The following is a 22,602-nucleotide window of genomic DNA, read 5'->3' on the forward strand; positions in this document are numbered from 1 at the left end:
GGTCAATGCGAAAGCTTTATCCAGTCGGAACGCGTTTTCGCATTCACGCCAAAGAGACGAACAGGGAGGGTGGCAAGCCCTTCCTGTATTCTCATTTCGATTGGCCTTTCGAGGTCGTGAAATAGTCCGTCGGACTGAGTTCATCCAATCGCGACAGCGCTCCGCAGCGGCCTCGTTCTCCTATCGCCGTTCGCTCAATCCATGACGCCAATTGCGGCCGGGCGCGCCGCCCGGTCAACGGCCTGCCCGCACCACCCCGGCGTTGCCGGGCCGTGTTGGCCGTACCCGCTTGCAGCGGTGACCGGGCGGCTTGTCCGCCCAGCCTTTCTCCTTGGCGTCTTGAGCCAACCGACAACAAAGGAGAAAGTCATGACCGAGACGCTATCTATCCCTTTAAACAAACTCGTCCCATGGGACGGCAATGTCCGCAAAACCGGTGCGTCTGAAGGTATCGAAGAGCTTTCCGCTTCGATCACGGCACACGGGCTTCTGCAGGCGCCCATCGTCCGCAAGATCAAGGGCGGCAAATACGGTGTCGTCGCCGGTCAGCGTCGTCTGCTCGCGCTGAAACTGCTGGCGGAGAAGGGGACTATCGCTGCCGATATGGCTATACCCTGCCAGCTGGTGGCCGCTGATGCTGATGCCGGTGAAATCAGCCTTGCCGAAAACGTAGTGCGTGTCGCTATGCACCCTGCCGATCAGTTCGAAGCCTTCCGTGACCTCGTTGATCGTGGTGTCGAGGTTGCTGCTGTGGCAGCTCGGTTCGGCGTTACCGAGAATATCGTGGCCAAGCGTCTGAAGCTGGGACGTCTGAGCCCGGTTGTGCTTGCGGCATACCGTGCCGGAGAGATTGATCTCGAAGAGGCGCAGGCTTTCGCGATCTCCGATGACCACCAGGCGCAAGAACGGGTGCTGGCCGAAGTCTCCGAATGGAGCCGCAATCCATCATTGATCCGGCGTCATCTGACCGAAGGTGAAATCCCCGCAAGCGACAAGCGCGTGCGTTTTGTCGGGCTTGATGCATATCAACTGGCGGGCGGAGTCGTGCGCCGCGACCTATTCGACGATGAGTCGAGCGGCACGTTGATCGGTACAATCCTTCTGGATCGTCTTGTGTCCGAGAAGCTCGCTGACTTTGCCAACAGTGTGCGCGCCGAAGGCTGGGCCTGGGTCAAGATTGTCGCGGATTTTGATCGGTCAGTGCTGGGGGATTACCGGCGTGTTCATCCCGAACGTATCGAACTGACCGCTGAACAGCAGGCGCTGTTCGATGCGTTATCGGAGGAATACGATACGCTGGCCGACTCGGCGGAAGCCGATGATGGCGATGAAGGAGTTCTCGCACGGCTGGACCGGATCGAAGGTTCAATGTCTGACCTTGAGCACGCGCAAAAGGTCTGGACAGCGGAAACGCTGGCTATCGCCGGTGCGATCGTAACCTTGACCTACAAGGGTACGCCGTCTGTCGAGCGGGGGCTCATTCGTCGTGACGAACCCGTGGATGATGCTGTTGACGAGCCGACACCTCGCGAGCCTGTCGGTCTTTCCACTGCATTGATGGAGGAACTGACCGCTCGGAAAACTGCCGCACTGCGCGTTGCAGTGGCTAGGAATGTGCCGGTCGCGCTGGCTGCGGCGGTACACGCTCTGGCTTTGCCTGTGTTCTACCCGCTGGGCGTCAATCCGTCTTGCCTGCAGGTTACTCTGCGGGAAACATCTGCCGAGCGCCATATCAGGGACGAAGCCGGTCACGCGGCGGTGTCGGTCAACGCCGATGCGCTGGCGCGGTGGTCCGAGAGCCTGCCGTTGGATTCTGCGGAGTTCTGGCCATGGTGTCTCGCCCAGCCGCAGGACACTTTGTTGTCGCTGCTGGCCTTTGTCGTGGCGCAGGCGGTGAATGCTGTTCGGCTTAAGGCTGACCGTCCTGAATGCGGGCGGCTTATCGCGGCCGATGCTCTGGCAAAGGCCTTATCGTTCGACATGGCCGAATGGTTCACGCCGGACGTGGGCAACTATTTCGGTCGCATCAGCAGTGCCCATATCATCGCCGCCTTGTGCGAGGCGAAGGGCGTTTCCCCTGCACCGTCTTGGACGAAAATGAAGAAGGCCGAACTGGCAGCTCTTGCCGCCCGTGAGATCGCCGGAACGGGTTGGCTTCCGGAGGTGCTGCGCGCTCGTGATCCGCAGTCCAATGAACTCGACGAGGTGGCTGCCTAGTCGGCCAAAATGACTACGCCGATCGCGCCCGCACGGCGCGGTCGGTTTTTGCCCCGTTCGCCAAGGGGGGGCGTTTCATCCCGTACGGGACGTTTTTCGGTGGTATCCTATCGCATGCACCATAATCGTCCCGTTCGGTTCTTTTTATAGCTTCTTGACCGCCACTGTGCTATAATCATCCCGATAGGGGTGATTTATGCAAACGATCCTAGACAGCAAGAGCTTCGGCCTGCTCATCCGCACAGAGAGAAAGGCACAAAAGCTGACGCAGGAACAGCTCGCAGGCCTGACCGGAGTCGGCGTGCGCTTCGTGCGTGAGCTGGAGGCGGGAAAGGAGAGCTGCCAATTCGGACGCGCCCTTCAGGTGGCGGCGTCCCTGGGGCTTACGGTCTCTATCGGCAGCCGGCGGGAGGACGCGTGATGGCGCATCTGCTGGACGTATGGTTCGGGGACGCGAAGGCAGGCTCACTTAGCCAGGACGAAGCGGGGGCTCTCAGCTATGCCTATGACCCCGGCTATCTCACGGGGCCGGAGCCGCGCGCCATTTCTTTCTCCATGCCGTTGCAGGAGGCTCCCTATACGGATCGGGTAGTCCGCCCGTTCTTCTCCGGCCTGCTGCCGGATGAAGGGGCACGGCAACGTCTGGCGGGCGCGCTTGGCATATCAGCGGGCAACGCCTTCGGATTGCTGGAAGTGATCGGCGGCGAATGTGCCGGGGCCCTGTCGCTTTACCCGGCGGGCGATACGCCACCTTCGTCAGACGATGACGGCGTCGAAATCTTGAGCCAGCCCCGCCTCGAAGAAATTCTCGGCAAGCTGCGCGAGCGGCCTCTCCTTGGTGGCGAGGAAGGAGTCCGTCTTTCGCTGGCGGGCGCACAGGACAAGCTCGCCGTCTGCGTGGAAGGAGATGCTATCGGGCTTGCGAAAGGCGGGCGTCCGACCACGCATATCCTCAAACCTTTCATTCAGGCGCTCGACGGCACGGTCGAGAACGAGCTGTTCTGTTTGCGGTTGGCAGCGCGCCTGAAGCTTCCCGTGCCCGCAGTCGAAATGCGCCATGGCGGAACGATCCCGTTCCTTCTCGTAGAGCGCTACGACCGGGCGCCGCACAAAGACGGGACGATTACGCGCCTGCATCAGGAGGATTTCTGTCAGGCGCTCAGCGTGCCGCCCGAACTCAAATATGAAGAGGAAGGCGGACCAGGGATCGACCGGTCACTGGACCTGATCGACCGGGCTACCGCGCGTCCGGCTTTCGACCGGCTGGCCTTCATCCGCGCGTTGATTTTCCACTATCTCGTCGGCAACGCTGACGCGCACGGGAAGAACTACGCCTTGCTCTATCGCAGCAAGGTTCCCGACCTTGCGCCGCTCTACGATGTCGTTTGCACGGCGGCTTATCCGCGGCTCGCGAAGAAACAAGCCATGGCGATTGGCGGGCGGTCGGTCCCGGACACCATCCAGCTAAAACACTGGTTGACGCTTGTCCCTGAGACGCGCGGCGCGCAGCGACTGCTGGTCAAGGACATGGCGGAGCTCGCAGGGCGCATCGGGAAAGAGGCGGACGGGCTTTTGGCCGAGTTAGAGGATGCCGGCATAGCACATGGAATTCTTGGCGCGGTTCGCGCTGTGATAGAGACACGCGCGGCCCATCTACTGAAGATAGCAAACGTCTCATGAGTCGTGGCGTTACAAACTTCGAAGGGAGCTTAAACTCATGACTCTGTGCGCAGCCTGGCGTCGCGATGGGACAATCCACTTAGCATCCGACTCTGAACTGTCGCTCGGGACGACGTTTGCCCCAATCGCCATAAAGGTTGTGCGGGCACCGTTTCGGGTAGTAGGCCCCACGGACGAACGGGGCGTTGCCGATAAGGTTGCTGAGGGCGACATCGGAATGTGTTTCGCTGGAAGTGCCTCTGGCGCGCTCTTTGTGCGCGAAGCGATCACCGAGATTCTTCCGCATATGCAAGCTGTACCAGGCTACACCGATACAAGTTTCGCCAATATAGCCCAGTTCGTATATCGGGCTTACCGCACGATCTCGCGGACCCTATGTGAGCAAATTTTCGAGAAGGGGTTGTCCACTGTAGTGCTGGCCGGATACTGCCCAGTGCAGTTGAAACTCCGGGCTTTCCGCCTCAGCACAGACCTTCAGAACCAATCTTCGTTCGAGGAGATTTTGAAGGATGATCAAGAATTTATATTTTTCGGCAGCGGTTCCACAGCTGCCAATCAGCATATTGCTGGCCTTGGCCTTGGCCATGTGCCGTCCAGCCGAGAAATTCTCGACGTCGTTCAGACGGTCATTGATGACCCCGGCATCATCGGTGTCGGCGGCAAACTACAGTATGGCTATTTCAAAGGGCGCTCGTTCCAAACTTTTGGAATTTTCGAACTGGACGAAGAAGGGGTCCATTACTGGCGCGGGCCTCTTGACCTGCGTTCTCCGGATTTCGACAATGGAGAGAGCTTCATACTGAGCTATCCGCTCATCGACCTGACAAGAAAGTAGCATCTTCGAATTATATAATGCAGACAATGGCATAGCAGTTCCCAGTTTCGTCCTGTCCGGCGCGCCACTTATCTTGTTGAAACTCAGGAATTTTCTGACTCGCTGCGACGGCTGCCGGCATAGATCCATTTTGCCAGGGGTCCTCGGCGGGTGGGCGCAACTCAGCAGCACCAACGGCGCATGAAGCGCTGTCATCGTTGCCAAGATTGGCATGGGCGGTGTCTTGTCTGGCACCCCGACGCTCTTTCCCTTTACTACAGCGATTTCGCGGAGGCCGCCGTCGGAGCGCACAGGACGGCAAGGGGTGAGCCATTGATCTAGATGTTAACGTAACTTTCAGTACGGCCTGCTAGGTCTTGTTGGTCTACATAAGCACAACGACGGCTGAAATGACCGGAGCACGGAGCGATGCACTCGAAGGCAGAATCCGTGCCGATCAACTCGAGGACCTGAAGGCAGGCCTTCCTGTTTCGATGCCGATTTCGAGCATCCTGTCCGTGCTGATCCTTGCTGGGCAATGGATCGCGGGACACGGCCTGCTGGCCACAATGTGGTTCCTGATCGTCACAGCAATCAACGGCGTGCGTCTCATCCTGGCGTTTTACGACCCACAGCCGGATGGAACGGGTTGGAACCGCCGCTTGTGCGACCCGAAACAGCAGCTTCATCTTTTCAGCGCGCTGGCCCTCATATCCGGCGTCGTGTGGTCCTTCATCGTCGTTCTGACGGATGGATACACGATCCCACAGTCGCCGCTTCACCTGATCATCCTGACCGGGATCTGCGCCGGGGCGGTCACATATGCCACCTCATATGCCGCGGTTGCCATCTGCTTCATCACGCCACCCCTGCTTGCCACCTCGGCAGCCGTGGCGATCAGGGGCAGCATCGAGGATTATCTGCTGGCGTTCGCGGTTCTGCTCTTTCTCGCGGGGCTCGTGCGAGGTGCTTTGCTTGGGCAGGCCCGCTTCCGCGAGACGAGCCGGTTGAGACATGAAGCGGAGCGGACAGCCGGCGAAATGGAGCGCCTTTCCCGAAAGGACGTGCTGACGGACCTGCTCAACAGGCGCGGGCTGGAGGAGGCGATCGACCGTCTCAGGGAGGCTGACGGGCCCTTTGTGACGATGCTGATCGATCTCGACGGCTTCAAATCCGTCAACGACACATATGGCCACAAGGCGGGAGACGACGTCCTTTCCAGCATCGCCGGACGGATCAAGGATGAGGTGCCTCCGGGTGGGACCCTTGCCCGGATCGGGGGGGACGAGTTCCTCCTGGTGTACCCTGTGTCGGCGGGCAGGCTGTCGCCGAGTGATCGTGCAACCAACATCATCGCGAAGATTGCCAGACCTTTTCCCAGTTTTGCGTCGGTCCAGGTCGGAGCGTGTATCGGGATATATTTGTCCAAACGTGCCAAAGTGACGGAGATGCTTCTGAGGGCTGATGTCGCTCTTTATGCAGCGAAGCACCATGGACGGAACGAGTTCCGCCAGTTTGACGACGAGCTGGAAGACGTGATTCAGCGCCGTCAGCACATCGAGCGGGATCTGCGTTGTGCCATCGATACCGGCAAGATCGAACTATGGTTCCAGCCGGTCGTCCGGCTCGATACAAGCGAGATCATCGGTTTTGAGGCACTGCTCAGATGGTTTCATTCCTCCCATGGCCCTATCGCTCCGCCCGAGATCATCGAGATCGCCCGCGAAATCGGGATGATGGATGCTCTGACGGATACGGTGTTTCGCAGCTGCTGCGACTTGATGGCTCGTCTGACGGAAGCCGGGCACGGCAACTGCCGCGTCGCGATGAATGTTTCTCCGCGCGAACTGGAAAACGGTCGTCTCGATGATCTGATACTGGACGGCCTCGAGAGGCGCGGTCTTCCCGCGTCGATGTTCGAGATCGAGATCACCGAGGAAGCCCCGGTGGACGGGGACAGGGTGGACGAACAGCTTGCCCGTATCGCGCATGCCGGCATTTCCATTGCCCTCGACGATTTCGGAACCGGCTTCTCCACCCTGGCCTCGCTCAAGGACCGGCGCATAAACAAGGTCAAGATCGATCAGGGCTTCGTTCGAGGACTGGCGCAATCTCCCGATGACCAGTTGCTCGTCAAGGCGGTGATGGACATCGGAAAAGGCCTCGGAATCGAGATCACGGCGGAAGGCGTCGAGGCGGAAGCCGACAGGCACCTCCTTCAGGAGCTTGGCTGCAGGGCGGCTCAGGGCTACCTGTTCTCCAAGGCGGTTCCTATGGATAAGGCGCTTGAGCTATTGATGAAAGAGCACGTCGGGCCGCGATAGCGGATTGGCTTAGCGAGCGCCAACTCCGGCGCCTGGACCATCTGACAACGCGCTTTTAGTGGCGCCCAAAAATGGCGCCTAAACCCGTTGCCGCTAGTGACGACCTGAAATGCGCCGCCTTTGGCGTTTAGTCCCGCGTTTGAACGCCTGGCCGTGATCGCTTTGAAGGATCGTACGATGCGCTATGAACGTCTGAAATCGCCCGTCCTTGCCCCCGTGGTGCTGCTGACGCTTGCCAGCGTCACGGCGAGCTGCTCAGCCCCGGCTGCGACATCGGGCGTCTGCGACGCGCAAGCCGCGCAACGTCTTGTCGGCGAGCGCAAGCCGACCGATGCCGATGCCATGCGCCTGACAGGTGCGACCATCGTACGCCAGATCGCGCCCGGCCAGCCGGTCACGCAGGACTACAGAGACAATCGCGTCACCATCGAAACAGATCCGGCCGACGGGCGCGTCGTTCGGGCGACATGCGGATAGATCTGAGGCCGCCCGAGCACAGATCACGGTTGAAGCCGCATCACTGCATTCGAGCGTAGATGCTTCCGGGACGGGACGTGTCGTCCAGGGTGAAGCGATGATCAGCCGGGGGATGAGCGCGCTGGCCGCATTCGATGCGCGGGCAGATGCGGCAACTGACGCCCACGGGAACCGCCTGTCCGTCTCCGAAGAGGTCCATGCCGTCGGCATAGACCATGGCCTGGGCATGGTGCACGGAGCAACCAAGTCCGATGGACATATAGCTGCGGGGCGCATTGTAACGGTGCCCGCCTTTGGTGATCGCCCGGGCGATACAGAAGTAGCGCTGTCCATCTGGCATCTGGCTGACCTGCACATTGATCCGTTCAGGCGCGAGGAACGCGGAATAGATGTTCCAGCGAGGACAGGCGCCCCAATGGCGCGGGATGTGGATGCCGGACAGGGAGAAACGTTTGCTGATATTGCCGGCAATGTCGGTGCGCACCAGATGCAGCGGAATTCCCTGCGCGCCCTTGCGCTGCAGCGTCGTCATGCGATGGCACACCTGCTCGAAGCTTGTCGAAAAGCGGCGCCCGATCCGCTCGATATCGTAGCGATGGTCGTGACAGGCCTGGAGAAAGGGCTCATAGGGCATGATGAGCGCGCCGGCGAAATAAGCCGCGAGCACATTGCGCGCGAGGACCGGGGCATCTCCCTCCGGCAGCCCGGAGGAGGCGATGATATCCAGGATTTCCGTTTCGGCGGCGATCGCGCCGAGATGGTGCGCGATGAAAAATTGCGCCGTCTCGCTCGGCAGAAGGTCCGATATCGCAAGCTCCCGGGAAGAGGCATCGTAGTGCCGGGCAATGCCGCGAGGCAGGGAAGCCAGCCGCACCTCCAGCCCGAACACGTTGGACAGATAGGTCCGCAGTCCAGCCTCGAACCTGTCGCCTGAGCGATCTATGTCGGCGCGGATGCGTTCCGCGGCGGCTTCCAGGGTCGGAAAGTGATTGGCGTTCTCCTGGATGAAGTCGGAAATTGCATCGGTCGCGGCGTGAAAGGGCTCATTCTGCGCCTCCACGCGGGCATGCGGCCCGGTCAGCACGCGGTATCGATCATAGAGCCTCAGCATCGCTCGTGCTGCGGCTGGGATGGACTGTGCCAGATCGCGGATCTCAAGATTGGTGATGTCGCTGTCGGCAAAGAGATCGTCACCGAAGACTTCCATCAGGTCGCCGGTCAGCCGCGTGTCGTCGCTGTCCACGAGCTCGCCCGGCTCCACGCGAAGCTGCCCCGCAATGGAGAACAGCAGCGGAACCGTCACCTTCCTGCGATTGTGCTCGATGAGGTTGAGATAGCTCGCCGAAATTCCGAGAGACCGCGCAAAGTCCGCCTGCGAAAGCTTGCGCTGTCGACGCAGCCTCTTGATGCGCCCTCCAACCTGCGTGTCCGTGACATCCATCATATTGCCTTTACAAGATTTACAATCTGGAACCGCAAATTGACGTGAGTTTACAGGTTTACCTAGCAGATATGAGGATATTCTTGCGCTTCCTGCGTTCTTGTCAAATCTTTACATCAAAGGAGACAGCCATGAACGCGATTGACAACGGCAGCGAGGAATATGTGACTATCATCGCCCCCAGTGCCGGGGAGGCCATGGCGCAGTTCAAAGCGCGCGGCCTTGACGAGCAAGGTTTCCTGATCGCGGGCAGGATAGGCCGGCATCAGTTCTCTCTGGTGAGCGGCACCACCAGCACGACGCTGTTCGCCGATGAGAACCTGGTGGCGGCGACCTTCTCGCGCACCATCGCCCGCTAGGGGGGCGATCCCAGTACAACCCAGATCCGGTCATGCCGCCGTCCGGCGGACGGCGGAGCCATGCCAGAGGAGAAGATGAGCATGCTCGACACGTCACGCAGTTTCGAGGGCTTTCCCGCGCCGGACTATGCGCCGGACCGGTGGAAGAACATCGCCCGCACTTACGGCTACGCTGATGTCGTGCGGCTCTCGGGCTCTCTGCAGATCCGCCACACCTTGGCCGAACACGGCGCTCGGCGCTTGTGGGAACTGCTGCATTCGGAAGATTTCGTGCCGACTTTGGGCACTTTCACCGGCAATCAGGCGGTGCAACAGGTCAAGGCCGGATTGAAGGCGATCTATCTCTCAGGCTGGCAGGTGGCGGCCGATGCCAATACGTCGGGCAACACCTACCCCGACCAAGGCCTTTATCCCGTGGACAGCGTTCCCTCCGTCATCCGCCGCATCAACAAGGCCCTGCAACGCGCCGACCAGATCCAGACCATGGAGCGCGCGGACGGCATGGCGAGCGCCGACATCGACTACTTCGTGCCGATCATCGCCGATGCCGAGGCCGGGTTCGGTGGCACCCTCAACGCATTCGAATTGATGAAGGCGATGATCGAAGCCGGCGCAGCCGCGGTGCATTTCGAGGATCAACTGGCATCGGAGAAGAAATGCGGCCACCTGGGCGGCAAGGTTCTGGTGCCGACGAACCAGTTCATCCGTACTCTGAACGCAGCCCGGTTGGCCGCCGACGTCATGGGCGTACCGACGCTGATCATGGCGCGCACCGACGCTGAGGCAGCCCGGCTGATCACGTCGGATATCGACGAATATGATGCGCCCTTCGTCACGGGGGAGCGCACGGCGGAGGGCTTTTACCGCCTGAAGGGCGGGATTGATGCGGCCATCGCCCGCGGTATCGCCTATGCCTCCTATGCCGATCTCATCTGGTGCGAAACCAGCAGGCCGGACCTCGCCGAAGCCAGGAAATTTGCCGAGGCTGTCCGAAAGGTGCATCCGGACCAGATACTGGCTTACAACTGCTCACCCAGCTTCAACTGGGCCAAGCATATGGACGAGGTCGCCATGGCACGGTTTCAGCGCGAAATCGCAGCCATGGGCTACAAATATCAGTTCATCACGCTGGCCGGGTTTCACAATGTCAGCCTCACCACCTTCGAGCTTGCCCGTGCCTACAGGCAGGACGGCATGGCGGGATATTCCCGGCTGCAACAGAGCGAATTTGCAGCGGAGCAGCATGGATTTTCCGCCGTTCGCCACCAGCGCGAGGTTGGCACGAGCTATTTCGACGCCGTCTCCCTCGCTGTCTCCGAAGGCAAGAGCGCAACCACGGCCATGGGCGAGTCCACGGAAGCCGCCCAGTTCCACTGAAGGCGATGAGACCGGCTACATTCGTTGAACCTCCGAAGGCGGGCGGCTGGCGCCGCCCGCCTCCTTGGCTCCCTAGCGGGCGTTCAGGAGATCGCTCACTTCAAGCAGGATGAACTCATTGTCCGCCGCCTTGCCGATCTGCCGGCCGGCTGAAAACGGCAGGTTGTTGTCGTTGGCAACGAGAATATGGGTATCATCAACGCGCATCACGTCTTCGATGGTGAAAAAGGGAAAAGTGAACTTGCCGGTGAGGTCGCGTTTAGCGGCGGTCTCCACTAGCGCCTTGCCGTCGGGATCCTCGATATTCATCAGGTCGATGTGGCCGATGCGGCGGATGAAGCCTTCGGCATCCCTTTGCGAGGTGTCGACCAGCACAACCTTCTTGACCCGCGCCGGAAGCGGATAGCAGGCTGTCTTGTCCCCGGCACCCTCGGCGCAGGCAAGGCTGGGGTCGCCTTCGCCGTTATCGCGTTCGATGATCAGCGCCCGGCTTTCATCGATGAAGTTGAAGTCACCGATCGCCGTGGCGCCGTCGGACAGGCGGAACTTGAAGCTTTCGCCGGTCCAATCCTTCTTGCCCGTGTCGAAGGTCATGATGCGGAGGAAGTCGCCTTCCGGTTTTCCGTCCTCGCCAAGAATCGGCTTTTCGAGCAGGGCCCAAAGCAGATTGGTTCCGGGCTGAAGCGCCATTCCCTCATAGCCGCCGGAGCGCTGGACGCGGAAATCCCTGCCTGCAAGGGCGGGCACGACCGTGCCGGGAGTGTCCGGCCCTCTCAGCACAGCGCCGTCGAGCCGGGTCGGATAGACGTCTAGCACGCGTCCGTCTGCCGCGGCGCGGATGATGTAAGGCCCGAACTCCTCGCCGATCCAGATCTCTCCATCGAGATACTGGATGCTTTCAGGATCGAAATCCGCGCCCGTGAGATAGCGGCTTTCTGTGCCCTCGTAGGCGATGCGGAAGGGCACCTTCCTGTCGGGATCGCGCAGGAAGATCGTCTCGACGCGCCCCACCGTGCCGGCGTCGAAATCCGGCTTCATGCGGTGGAAGAAGAGAAGGGCGTCGGGACTGTTGATCTTGCTGCCGAAGCCATTGTCAGTCAGCGTGAAGATGCTGCCGTCGCCGGCCCGGTTCATGGCGAAGCCCGACATGCCCTGGACCGGTTGGCCGATGAAGGGCAGCGAGATGCCGGTCGGATGGCTGCCATAGGCGGCACCGACATCGCCTGGCGCCGACATCGCGTTATGGTTGGGCACCTTGCCCGTGAACTTGCCGGACATCCACGCATCCCGCGGGGCGTCGGCGGGCGGCGTTACCAAAGAGAGGGCGGGCAGGAGCGCGTGCCCGGCCAGTTTGGCGCGAAAGACCTCCTCGGCAGAGGCGGGCAGCATCAAGGCCGAAAGTGCAAGGGTGGACAGCAGAACACGGCGCAGCATAAGGGCTCCTTTGTTTCAGGAATGAGCCCTCGGCGGATAGGCGCCAACCGTGACAGACACGTCTCGGATCCGCGACGATCCCATGACGGGGATGCCGGGCAGGCGTGCCGCGCGCACATTAAACCTCCAGCCTCTCGGAAGAGGGCTGGAGGTGATGTTGTCACTGCGGCTCGATGCCAGCCGTCTTGGTGTATTCGGCCCAGCGCTTGACGTCGGCGGCGACATAATCGCCGAAGGGCTGGCTATGATCCTCCCGCACGGCAAACCCCATATCGGCGAGCTTCTTCTTCACGTCGTCCTGCTGCGTGATCTTGATCAGCGCCTGCCGGAGTTTCTCGATGATCTCGGGCGGGGTGCCCTTAGGCGCGAAAATTCCGCTCCAGGCAGAGATGCTGAAGAAGGGGAAACCGGCTTCCTTGAGCGTTGGCACATCCGGCATCAAAGGCGTTCGTTCAGCCGTTGTCACGGCGAGGATGCGCAGGGATCCCTCTTTGACCTGCGGCAGCGCGGCGACAAGATCGTTGAACATGAAGGTGATGCGCTGCCCCAGCAGATCCTGGATGGCGGCCGGGCTGCTCTTGTAGGGAACGATGGTGAGGTCAAGCTTCTCCTCAGCCTTCAAGACAGATCCCGAAAGCTGACCCAGTGCATTGCCATAGCCCACGGTCATTTCACCGGGGGTTTTTCTGATGCCTTCGACCAGGCTCTTGAGATCGGTATAGGGATCCTTGGCGTTGACCAGCAGAAAATACGGATATTCGCCGAGCCCCGCGATGGCCTCGAAGTCCTTCACCGGGTCATAGGGAACATTCTTCATCAGGCTGCGGCTCGCGGCATGGCTCGATGTGCCACCGATCGTCAGCGTATAGCCGTCAGGTTCGGCCCTGGCCGCGAGGCCGGCTCCCATCGTCCCGGACGCGCCAGGCTTATTGTCCACGATGAAGGGCTGGCCCAGTTCCGCCTCCAGCCGTTCCGCGAAGATGCGGGCGACAACGTCGGTGCCGCTGCCGGCTCCAAACGGCGCGATGATGGTGACCGCCCGTGTTGGATAGTCCTGAGCCGCAACCGCGGTGGTCAGGCACAAGGCTGCCAGGGCAGCCCCTATTAGACATTTCATGGAATTCCTCCCTCTTGATGCGCCGTGGCGCGTTCCGGCCCTCTCGATGCTTTTCTCCGAAAGCTATACTCTGAGAGCACAAGCGGCCATGTTCGGCCGCCCCTAAGGCAGCACGGCGTCGGCGAAACGTCAACAGTCTACAATCTGGACTGTTCGGTCTGCGACAGCTCTGGCTTCTCGTTTCGGTAGGGCGGGTAACGCGCTGGCAAGCCGGGCACGACATACTGAGATCGCCATCATCTTCACGTCGGATGCCGCTCATGCCGAACCGCCGCCTTGTCCTTTGCGCCGCTGCCGGGTTTCTCGCGGCGGTGCCCTCCGGCGCCAGGGCGCTGGATGGCGCGAAGCTGGGATTGAAGCCCGGCGCCACCAATGATCAATCGGATGTTCTGGAGCGCCTTCTGCGCGGCGCGGCGGCGGCGGGCGAGGCGCTTTATCTTCCTGGCGGCAATTACAGGGCCGAGCGCGTCCGACTGCCGGATGGTGCGCGGCTGATCGGAGAGCCCGGTGCAACGCGGCTTCATGGCAGTGGAACCTCACCGATCCTGATCGCGGAGAAAGCGAAACGAATCAGCATCGAGAGTCTCGCCCTGGAGGCACGGGGCGGCGCGGCGGCCGACGATGCCGGCCTGCTAACGGCCGAAGATGTCGGAGACATCACGTTGCAGCGGCTCGAGGTGGCGCGGTCTCCGGGCAGCGGCGTCCGGCTGCTGCGTTGCGGAGGGCGGCTCCGCGACCTGTCGCTTCGCGACATTGCGAACACCGGCATCTTCAGTCTCGACGCCACGGGCTTGATCATCGAAGGCTGTCGAATGACCGACATCGGCAACAACGGCATTCAGGTCTGGCGCTCGTCTGGCGGCTGGGACGGTACGCTGGTGCGCGGCAATATGATCGAACGCGTTCGTGCCGACGCGGGGGGCTCCGGCCAGAACGGTAATGCCGTCAATCTGTTCCGCGCCGGCGGCGTGCTGGTCGCGGACACGCAGGCCGGCGACTGCGCTTATACGGCTGTCAGAGCCAACGCCTCTTCCGATGTTTCGATCCGAGGGACAATGGCCCGCAACATGGGCGAGGTCGCGATCTTCGTGGAGTTCGGTTTCTCCGGGGCAGTGGTTGTCGGCAATGTCATCGAACGGGCCGCAGCCGGCATCTCCATCACCAATTTCAATGATGGCGGCCGTCTTGGCACCGTTCAGGGCAACCTCGTGCGCGATGTCTTCCGCAGGCCGGACCCCGAAACCGGCAAGATCAGCTATGGCTATGGGATTTCCGCTGAAGCCGACACGGTCATGTCCGGCAACGTGGTCGAGGGTGCCGAAGGCATCGGCATCAACCTCGGCTGGGGACCTTATCTCCGCGATGTTGCGGCCCACGGCAATATCGTCCGCGACGTGTCAGTCGGGATCGGGGTATCGGTGGCGCCCGACGCCGGTCGCGCCAGCATCATCGGCAACACCATTGCCGGCGCACGCCGTGGCGCCATTCTCGGCTTCGCATGGGACGATGTGAAGACAGGCGATCTCGCGCGCGCGGGCGTCTCCGTCGATCCGCGCCTGACGGTACGGGATAACAGTGCCGCCTAATACTTTGGAATAAGGTCAGACTTGCTGGGCTTTGCCGTCTCCTTTAAGGAATAGAAATCGGCGCAAGTACCCGCTCGTCTGTAAAGGTTCTAAAGCAAATGGGAACGACAAAGGCCGTGCCAGCACATGCGGCACGTTCGGCAATAAAGCCGCAAGAAAAGTTTCAGTCTGTTCCGGCTTCGCTCATCTCGCTCCGGTTTTTGAACATCCTGACTGCGATCGACGAGACAGGCAGCCTGAGTGGGGCGGCAAAGCGGCTCGGGTTGACGCAATCAGCCATCTCGCAGGCCATGCAGGCGTTCGAGGATTCTCTGGGTCAAAGGCTGTTCGATCGAAGCTTGCGCCCGCCTGCCTTCACCATGACCGGGCGCCTTATTCTAAAGCATGCAGGCGAGATCATCGAGCGCACGCAGCAGCTTGAACATGCGTTGCGGTTTTCGGCCCAGGCTCAGCTTCCGCTGTTGCGCCTTGGCGTCATCGATACCTTCGCGACGACGGTGATCCCCCACCTGATCAATGACCTTGGCGACATCGCGTCAAACTGGTCCGTGAAATCGGGCGCGGAGGAGACATCGATCAGCGCGGTCCTGGAGCATCGGGCGGACTTGATCATCACCTCCGATGATCCTGCGCGCCATGCCAATCTTGCTGTTCGTTTCATCCTCAGGGAACCGTATTGTCTTGTCCTGCCCAAGGCGGCACCCGATCCAGGGGATGATATCGGCAAGCTCTCAGAGCACCTGGACTTCGTTCATTATAGCAAGAGCCTTCACATGCGAGAGGAGGTCGATCGCTATCTTGGCGACAACGGCGTCCGCACGAAGAACAAATATCAATTCAGCTCGATAGAGGCCGTGATGGCCATGGTTGCCGGAGGGCTGGGCTGGTCGATCGCAACGCCCCTAGCGCTGTTGAAAGCACGGCACCATATTTCCTCGTTGCAATGCCTGCCACTTCCCAACGCGAACATGCAGCGGGCAATCTGCCTGGTCGGCCATGAAGGCGAGTCCGACAAGGTCATGGACAAGATCTTCAAATCCACGGTGGGAATCCTGAAGCAGAATATCCTGCCGGAGGTGCGCGCGCTTTGCCCTCATCTGGGCGGTTTGATCAAAGTCGATAAACGGGTCTGAGGAACAGTGGCAGCGCGTCTCGGCGCTGCCCGGAGGAGCGGCGGGGCGATCGACCGGACCAGTCCGCAGTTATCCAGTCGATGTCCCAGGCCCATCAGTCAGGGTTCGCCGTAGCGCAACGTGCTGGTCCAGATCAGTTCAAGCCGCCGCAGCGTCCGATAGGTCGTTTCCAGATCGCGAATTTCATCTTCATCGCGCGCGATCAGGCGATGATACGTCTCGTCCACCACACCTAGGGAGCGGCAAAGTTGCTGGCCCTTCTCCGACAGCCGCAGGCGTGCCGAGCGCCTGTCGCGCTGCGATGCGCTGCGGTCGACATAGCCACCTTCCACAAGCTGCTTCAGATTGTAGGAGGCGTTGGAGCCGAGGTAATGGCCGCGCTCCAGAAGGTCGCGCACCGTCAGTTCGTCATCGCCGATGGTGAACAGGAGCATCACCTGCGCGCAGGAGACATCATCGATGCCCAGGCGGGTGAGTTCGACACGCAGAAGATCCGCGTATCGGCGATTGACACGCTCCACCAGCCGAACAAGCTCCAGATGGGTCACGGAACTGGACGCCGAATCGCTGTCAGCGCTTTGCACTGCAGCATTGGGCATGGCGGTGACCGCCCAATCATCATTGGGCGCGCCCGCATCGAACGCCCCCATTGCCTTATGTATCATCGCGTGGTTCCCCATTTTTGATAAAGTGAAATTCGAAACACTTTCCAGATAATCGGTCGTTGCCCCATCTTCTATTTGCGTTGAAACATGTCGCTGCCTTCCATCGGCACGTCACATTTCCGTTTTACTTTACGAGAGCACGGTGTTCACGAGGGCGTGACGCTATGGGGCGGTTATGTCCTTTTCTTGGCGGCGATGAAATTACGGCAGTTTGCCTGAATTTTGAGAAGGAAATTTTGTGCACTGCCGCAAGCCGCGCGTTGCGGCGCCGGCTCGAGGCGATTCGGTAATATGCTTTGGAAGACGGGAGACGTACTCGCGAGCGGCGGAACTTACCCGGCGCCGTAGGCCGCGAGAAAGACGGCGACAGCACCGTCGATGATCGCCTTGCGCCTTTCCTTGCCGGGCGGTGGTGCGCTGGCCAGCATGGTGGGAGTGACCCCACAGTTCATGAGCATGCCGAGGAACTGGGTCGCGGCAAGTTCAATGTCCTCGATGGCAAGGATGCCGGCCTCGACCTGACGGGCGAGATAGCCCGAGAGACGCTGAATTCCGATCCGCGGCCCTGCATCGTAAAGCGCCTGACCGACTTCCGGAAATTTTTCCGCCACGCCGATGACGGCACGCAGCGATGCCACATGATCCGGACGAAGCATCAGTTCCAGGTAGCTGTTGCCCAGTTTCCCCAGAACACGGGCCACATCGTGGTCTTCGGCGTCGAGCTCGAACAACTGTTCGGCCGATTGCCGCTTTTCCGACGAAACAAGTTCCGCGAAGAGGAGTTGCTTGCTCTCGAAGTAGACATAAAGCGTGCCCTTCGAGACGCCGGCTTCCCGGGCGATCTCCCCCATGCTGGCGCCATCGAACCCCTTGGCCAGAAAGACGGAGCGGGCGCCCTCCAGGATCTGGAGCTTCTTGTCGCGATCAGGCGACGGCGGAAGGGAGTTCATGACGGGTCCTGAAAAGTCAGTGACCGAACGGTTCGGTCATATTGACTTAGTTGCGCTGCCTGCTTTATGTCAAGCCTGACTGAACGGTTCGGTCAATTCGGGAGGTGCGCCATGCGCACGGAAGACGAAGCCAAACGTCAGGCGGACGGCGGCGAGATCGCCGAAGCGCCGAGCCGCAGCCCTGTCGTTGCACCTATCCGCAAGGAAAAGACCGATCGGCGGAATGACGGGCAGCCACAACGCCCGGTCAGACGCTATGTGCTGATCGGCATCGGCGGCATCCTGGCACTGGCCGCGCTCTATTTCGGCTATGAGTGGCTGACGGTGGGCCGTTATCTCGTTTCCACGGAAGATGCCTATGTGCACGTGGATTTCTCCATCATCGCCCCCAAGGTCACCGGCTACGTCGCGTCCGTGCCGGTCGCTGAGAACCAGCCTGTGAAAGCCGGCGAGCCGTTGGTGGTGCTTGACGGGGGTGACTACCAGCTGGCGCTTGATAGTGCAGAGGCGCGGATTGCCAGCCAGCGGGCGACACTGGAGCGGCTCGACCGTCAGGTGGCCTCCTCCGAGGCCTCGGTCGAGCAGGCGAAGGCCCAGAAGATTTCCGCCGACGCCGATGTGGAACAGGCGCAAGCCGATTATGCACGCTATGAGACCCTGGCGGCCTCTGACTATGCCAGCCGGCAGCGCCTGGAAACCTCAAAGGCTGCGCGTGACCGCGCGGTCGCGGCGCAGAGGCAGGCCGTTGCCGGTATCACCGCAGCCGAGGCCGACAGCGACGTCGTTCGCGCACAGAAGGCGGAGGCACAGCAGGGCCTCAGAGAGCTGGAATTTGCTCGGGACCGGGCTCAGCGCGATCTCGATGGCGCCACCCTGCGTGCACCGGTGGATGGTGTTGTTGGAAATCTGGCGGTCGCGGTTGGCGATTACGTCACGCCTGGCAAGCGACTTCTGGCTGTGGTGCCGCTGAAAGAGATCTATATCGACGCCAACTTCAAGGAAACGCAGATCGCCGATCTGAAGCCCGGCACGCCCGTGAAGATCGAAATCGATGCCTATCCCGATCGTGAAATTCGCGGCGAAGTTGCAGGCGTAGCGCCGGCATCGGGAGCCGTCTTCAGTCTGCTGCCGCCGGAAAACGCCACCGGTAACTTCACCAAGATCGTGCAGCGGGTGCCTGTCCGCGTGCGTGTGCCGGAGGATGTGGCGGCCGAAGGCATGCTGCGGCCAGGTTTGTCCGTCGTGGTGACGGCCGATCCTCATGGTGTTCTTCCCCAAGAGAATAACTGAGCGGCGGAAGCGCTCTGCCCATGGCTCATAACCCGCCCGCGCCGGAGCCTCAGGTCACGACTCGGAAGCTGATCGCTTTCTCGGCCCTCGTGTTCGGCATGTTCATGGCGATCCTGGACATCCAGATCGTGTCGTCGTCGCTCTCGGAGATCCAGGCGGGCCTCTCCGCCAGCGCGGAAGAAATCTCCTGGGTGCAGACCAGCTACCTCATCGCCGAGGTGATCATGATCCCGCTCTCGGGCTTTCTCGCCCGGGCGCTGTCGACGCGCATCCTGTTCTCGGCCTCGGCGGCCGGCTTCACGCTGGCAAGCATCCTCTGCGCCACCGCGACGACCTTGCCTGAAATGATCGGCTATCGCGCGATCCAGGGCTTCATCGGCGGCGGCATGATCCCGACGGCCTTCGCAGCCGCCTATACCATCTTCCCGAAGAGGGCTCAGGCCCCGGTCATGGCGGTCGTCGGACTGACGGTTACGCTGGCGCCGACCATCGGCCCGACCGTCGGCGGCTATCTCACCGATCTGTTCTCCTGGCACTGGCTGTTCCTGGTCAATATCGTGCCCGGCACCATCGCCACCTTGATTGCCTGGAACCTCGTTGATTTCGACAAGCCGGAATTCGGTCTTCTCAAGCACTTCGATTACATTGGGCTTGCCTCCATGGCGATCTTCCTCGGCAGTCTGGAGTTCCTGCTCGAAGAGGGATCCAGCGAGAACTGGTTCGAGAGCAATGAAATCCGTCTGTTTGCTCTGTTGACCGCCATCGGCGGTGCTATCTTCTTCTTTCGGGCTTTCACACGCGATGTGCCGCTGGTCGATCTGTCGGCCTTCAAGGACCGCAACTTTGCGGTCGGGTCCCTTTTTACGTTCATCCTCGGCATCGGTCTTTATGGCCTGACCTATCTTTACCCGCTCTATCTTGCCCGCGTGCGCGGCTATAACGCGCTGGAGATCGGCGAGACGGTCTTCGTCACCGGCGTCTTCATGTTTCTGGCGGCGCCCGTGGTGGGCATCCTTGGCCGCAAGCTCGATCCCCGCCTGGTGATTTCATGCGGGCTGATCGGCTTCGCCATATCCTCCTTCGAGCTTGCGCCACTGACCAAGGACTGGAGCTTCTGGGAACTCTTCCTGCCGCAGGCGCTGCGCGGGGTTTCGCTGATGATGTGCATGGTGCCCATCAACATATTGGCTCTCGGCACGTTGCCGCCCGACCGGATCAAGAACGCCAGCGGCCTCTTCAACCTCATGCGCAACATCGGCGGCGCCTTCGGGCTCGCCGGCATCACGACCATTCTCAATGATCGTTGGGATCTGCACCTCACGCGGCTGCACGACAGCGTGTCCTGGGGGCGTGATGTGGCGGTGGAACGCCTCAACACCATGGCTCTCGGCCTTCAGGGAGCCCTGGATTCCAACGCGGATTTGGCGGCCGTACAGCAGCTCGCGCAGATCGTTCGGCGCGAAGCGCTGGTCATGGCCTTTGCCGATGTCTTCCTGATCATGGGGCTGATCTTCGCAGTCATGGTGCTGCTGATCCCGCTGGTAAGCAAGCCACGCGCGGAAGCCGGAGATGCTCCGGCGCACTAAAAAAGCCCCGGCGTCTCCACCGGGGCCTCTTCCACTCCAAAGTCGATGATCAGCTGGCGCGGGCGCTGACGAGATAGCCGTCGGCCGTCTCGCAGGTCACCAGCGAGGTGCGGGCGTAACCGCGATAATAGGCGGTCATCTCGGCACGGACGCGGTGACCGTCGCCGCGCGGGCGAACATTCATGACGCGATTGAGATGGACGCGATAGGCGCCCTGCTGGCGCGCGGCGGTCTCGATTCCCTCATGGCAGGCCTGGACCGCTTCATCGGGAGATTCGCCATAGACCGGTGCCGGCACATAGACCGTGGCAGGCGGCGGGGGTGGCTCCAGATAAACGCCGGGGGGCGGAGGAGGTGCATCGTAGACGCCCGGAGGCGGGGGAGCGGCATTGGCGCTGGCAGCAAGCCCGAGCGCGCCGAGGGCAATGGCGGCGCCGGCTGCGACACCGAGCGCGGCCGCACCGTTGCGTCCGTGTCGTGCTTCGACGGGTGCCGTGGCGGCAAGGGTCATGGCCGACAGCATCGCGGCGGCGACGGCTGATTTGAAAAAGCGAGATGTACGCATCGATCTATTCTTTCTCACCCGAGCACTCGGCGAGTGCTCCTTGGACGCCATGATAGGCGCTTATGCTGAATGGTCTCTGAACGGCCTGCGGCTTTTGTAAGGCACTCGTAAGCATCAAAGCCTGTCGCGCAAAGCGAAATAGCTCATGGCGGCGACCATCAAGGGCCAGCGCAGATGAGCGCCGCCCGGAAAGGCTGGCGTGGGCAGCCGTGTCAGCATGTCAAAACGCGCATCGGCCTGATCGGCCGCTTCGGCGATGAGCCGGCCGAAGTAGGGCGCAAGGGCGAGCCCTTGACCTGAATATCCGGCAGCCAACACCGCGTTGCCCATCCGGCGTACCAAAGGAAGCCGCGTCGTGGTGACGCCGACAACTCCGCTCCAGGCATAGTCGAAGGGTTCGTCAGCCAGTGCCGGAAACACCTTTTTCATGGCGGCGCGGACCAGTCGTCCAGGATTGGCGACAGGCTCTGTGGAATAGGACTCGCCCCCGCCGAAGAGGAGACGGCCATCCGGCGTCGGGCGGAAGTAATTGACCACGAAGCGGCTGTCGAAGGCGGCCGTCAGCGCCGGCAGGAAGTCCTTGAGCCGCTCGCCCATGGGCGCGGTGACGCCGATGGTGCTTGCGATCGGCAGGATGCAGCTGTCCGCCTGATCATCCAGCCCGCGCATCAAGGCGTCTCCCGCCAGGATCAGCCGCTGCGCCCGCACGGTGCCGTGCGGCGTTCGCACGCTGACGCCCCCCTGTTGCGATATCTCCAGCGCCTCGGTGTCTTCATGGATCACTGCGCCAGCGCGGACAGCGGCCTCGGCCATGCCGCGGGCAAGCTTTAGCGGATGAAGATGGGCCGCTCCGCGGTCCAGCACCCCGCCGTGATAGTCATCGGAGCGCACATAGGTCTGCAGTGCATCCCGGTCGAGCGTTTCCAGTTGGTCATAGCCATAGTGGTCCCGCAGGTGTCGGGCATAGGCATGCGCGCCGGGGACGAACCGCTTCCGGTGCTCGGCCTCCACCAGCCCCTCGCGCCAGTCGCAGTCGATGTTGTGGCGCGCGATCAGCTCCTTGAGATTCGCTTTGGCGTCCTCGGCCAAACGCCAAAGCCGCATGGCGTCATCGGCTCCAACGGTTTTTTCCAGATAGTCCTGCTCGCGCCGCTGGCCTGTGTGCAGCTGTCCGCCATTGCGCCCCGATGCTCCGGAACCGACGGCGGCCTTCTCCAGCACCACCACATCGCGGCCCCTTTCCGCCAGGTGCAGGGCCGCGCCGAGGCCGGTGTACCCCGCTCCCACCACGACGATATCCGCGGCGCGATCGCCGCCGAGCGGCGCATGACGCTGAGGCGCGGGAAGTCCCGCTTCATACCAGGTCGGCGTGCTGTCCGATCGGGGCGACTTCACGGCGACAGGTCTTCTGGTGGCCGGGACGCGCTCACCTGCTGTTTTGCCTGATGCGCGGCGGCCATGGCGTCAAGGCGCTTCTTCCGCTCGGCAAGCTCCTGCCACTTGTCGTAATGCTCTGCCCGCTCGCGCGGGGCGCTGCGCAGCGCTCCCCAAAGGCGCCGGAATTGCCGGCTGACCATGCCGATCATG

At 61.5% G+C, this 22,602-nt stretch carries 20 protein-coding genes; 12 read left to right on the top strand and 8 right to left on the bottom strand.

Going from position 1 to position 22,602, the window contains the following annotated elements:
* The first annotated feature begins 369 nt into the window (after positions 1-369).
* From IEV58_RS04470 to IEV58_RS04495, 6 genes are all read left to right on the top strand, one after another.
* On the top strand, positions 370-2,217 hold the full coding sequence (locus tag IEV58_RS04470; protein WP_188408469.1) for a ParB/RepB/Spo0J family partition protein: 1,848 nt from the start codon (positions 370-372) through the stop codon (positions 2,215-2,217).
* A 196-nt stretch (positions 2,218-2,413) separates the two neighbouring features.
* Positions 2,414-2,638 (top strand): helix-turn-helix domain-containing protein, encoded by a 225-nt coding sequence (locus tag IEV58_RS04475; protein ID WP_188408470.1) that lies wholly within the window; start codon positions 2,414-2,416, stop codon positions 2,636-2,638.
* Positions 2,638-3,897, top strand: a complete 1,260-nt coding sequence (locus IEV58_RS04480; RefSeq protein ID WP_188408471.1) for a type II toxin-antitoxin system HipA family toxin — start codon at positions 2,638-2,640, stop codon at positions 3,895-3,897. Before IEV58_RS04475 ends, IEV58_RS04480 begins: the two co-directional genes overlap by 1 nt.
* A gap of 37 nt (positions 3,898-3,934) precedes the next feature.
* A complete protein-coding gene (locus IEV58_RS04485) occupies positions 3,935-4,732 on the top strand; it encodes a hypothetical protein (protein ID WP_188408472.1) in 798 nt (265 codons plus the stop codon).
* 389 nt (positions 4,733-5,121) lie between these two features.
* Positions 5,122-7,035 carry a putative bifunctional diguanylate cyclase/phosphodiesterase gene (locus IEV58_RS04490; protein WP_188408473.1) on the top strand — a complete coding sequence of 638 codons (1,914 nt, stop codon included), beginning with the start codon at positions 5,122-5,124 and terminating at the stop codon, positions 7,033-7,035.
* A 177-nt stretch (positions 7,036-7,212) separates the two neighbouring features.
* The gene (locus IEV58_RS04495) at positions 7,213-7,512 is read left to right on the top strand and encodes an I78 family peptidase inhibitor (protein WP_188408474.1); all 300 of its coding nucleotides are present in this window, start codon (positions 7,213-7,215) and stop codon (positions 7,510-7,512) included.
* 40 nt (positions 7,513-7,552) lie between these two features.
* Here the strand turns inward: IEV58_RS04495 and IEV58_RS04500 are convergent, their stop codons facing one another.
* Entirely contained in the window at positions 7,553-8,956 is a 1,404-nt protein-coding gene (locus tag IEV58_RS04500) for a helix-turn-helix domain-containing protein (RefSeq protein ID WP_188408475.1), read from the bottom strand.
* A 128-nt stretch (positions 8,957-9,084) separates the two neighbouring features.
* On the opposite strand from IEV58_RS04500, the gene IEV58_RS04505 reads away from it, so the two are divergent.
* Together IEV58_RS04505 and aceA are read left to right on the top strand one after the other, a co-directional pair.
* A complete protein-coding gene (locus IEV58_RS04505; RefSeq protein WP_188408476.1) occupies positions 9,085-9,312 on the top strand; it encodes a hypothetical protein in 228 nt (75 codons plus the stop codon).
* An 81-nt stretch (positions 9,313-9,393) separates the two neighbouring features.
* Complete coding sequence (gene aceA / locus IEV58_RS04510; protein WP_188408477.1) at positions 9,394-10,689, top strand: isocitrate lyase; 1,296 nt, start codon at positions 9,394-9,396, stop codon at positions 10,687-10,689.
* A gap of 72 nt (positions 10,690-10,761) precedes the next feature.
* On the opposite strand, the gene IEV58_RS04515 is transcribed toward aceA, so the two are convergent.
* Together IEV58_RS04515 and IEV58_RS04520 are read right to left on the bottom strand one after the other, a co-directional pair.
* Positions 10,762-12,123: an esterase-like activity of phytase family protein gene (locus IEV58_RS04515; RefSeq protein ID WP_188408478.1), complete on the bottom strand. Its 1,362-nt coding sequence runs from the start codon at positions 12,121-12,123 to the stop codon at positions 10,762-10,764.
* 160 nt (positions 12,124-12,283) lie between these two features.
* Positions 12,284-13,240, bottom strand: coding sequence for a Bug family tripartite tricarboxylate transporter substrate binding protein (locus IEV58_RS04520; protein WP_188408479.1), 957 nt, complete (start codon positions 13,238-13,240; stop codon positions 12,284-12,286).
* Between the two features lie 260 nt (positions 13,241-13,500).
* On the opposite strand from IEV58_RS04520, the gene IEV58_RS04525 reads away from it, so the two are divergent.
* Both IEV58_RS04525 and IEV58_RS04530 read left to right on the top strand, forming a co-directional pair.
* Positions 13,501-14,826: a TIGR03808 family TAT-translocated repetitive protein gene (locus IEV58_RS04525; RefSeq protein WP_188408480.1), complete on the top strand. Its 1,326-nt coding sequence runs from the start codon at positions 13,501-13,503 to the stop codon at positions 14,824-14,826.
* 98 nt (positions 14,827-14,924) lie between these two features.
* Entirely contained in the window at positions 14,925-15,959 is a 1,035-nt protein-coding gene (locus IEV58_RS04530; RefSeq protein ID WP_229729180.1) for a LysR family transcriptional regulator, read from the top strand.
* Positions 15,960-16,057: 98 nt separating this feature from the next.
* Here the strand turns inward: IEV58_RS04530 and IEV58_RS04535 are convergent, their stop codons facing one another.
* Both IEV58_RS04535 and IEV58_RS04540 read right to left on the bottom strand, forming a co-directional pair.
* Positions 16,058-16,624 (bottom strand): MarR family winged helix-turn-helix transcriptional regulator, encoded by a 567-nt coding sequence (locus IEV58_RS04535; protein WP_229729181.1) that lies wholly within the window; start codon positions 16,622-16,624, stop codon positions 16,058-16,060.
* 332 nt (positions 16,625-16,956) lie between these two features.
* The gene (locus IEV58_RS04540; protein WP_188408482.1) at positions 16,957-17,574 is read right to left on the bottom strand and encodes a TetR/AcrR family transcriptional regulator; all 618 of its coding nucleotides are present in this window, start codon (positions 17,572-17,574) and stop codon (positions 16,957-16,959) included.
* 111 nt (positions 17,575-17,685) lie between these two features.
* On the opposite strand from IEV58_RS04540, the gene IEV58_RS04545 reads away from it, so the two are divergent.
* Together IEV58_RS04545 and IEV58_RS04550 are read left to right on the top strand one after the other, a co-directional pair.
* Positions 17,686-18,864 (top strand): HlyD family secretion protein, encoded by a 1,179-nt coding sequence (locus IEV58_RS04545; RefSeq protein WP_188408483.1) that lies wholly within the window; start codon positions 17,686-17,688, stop codon positions 18,862-18,864.
* A 20-nt stretch (positions 18,865-18,884) separates the two neighbouring features.
* The gene (locus IEV58_RS04550; RefSeq protein ID WP_188408484.1) at positions 18,885-20,450 is read left to right on the top strand and encodes a DHA2 family efflux MFS transporter permease subunit; all 1,566 of its coding nucleotides are present in this window, start codon (positions 18,885-18,887) and stop codon (positions 20,448-20,450) included.
* A 49-nt stretch (positions 20,451-20,499) separates the two neighbouring features.
* Here the strand turns inward: IEV58_RS04550 and IEV58_RS04555 are convergent, their stop codons facing one another.
* The 3 genes from IEV58_RS04555 to IEV58_RS04565 form a co-directional block, all read right to left on the bottom strand.
* Positions 20,500-21,015, bottom strand: a complete 516-nt coding sequence (locus IEV58_RS04555; RefSeq protein WP_188408485.1) for a hypothetical protein — start codon at positions 21,013-21,015, stop codon at positions 20,500-20,502.
* Positions 21,016-21,129: 114 nt separating this feature from the next.
* Positions 21,130-22,410, bottom strand: a complete 1,281-nt coding sequence (locus IEV58_RS04560) for an NAD(P)/FAD-dependent oxidoreductase (RefSeq protein WP_188408486.1) — start codon at positions 22,408-22,410, stop codon at positions 21,130-21,132.
* Complete coding sequence (locus IEV58_RS04565; RefSeq protein ID WP_188408487.1) at positions 22,407-22,601, bottom strand: hypothetical protein; 195 nt, start codon at positions 22,599-22,601, stop codon at positions 22,407-22,409. Before IEV58_RS04565 ends, IEV58_RS04560 begins: the two co-directional genes overlap by 4 nt.
* Position 22,602 lies beyond the last annotated feature (1 nt).

This window comes from Agaricicola taiwanensis (assembly GCF_014635245.1).
Classification (GTDB): domain Bacteria; phylum Pseudomonadota; class Alphaproteobacteria; order Rhizobiales; family Methylopilaceae; genus Agaricicola; species Agaricicola taiwanensis.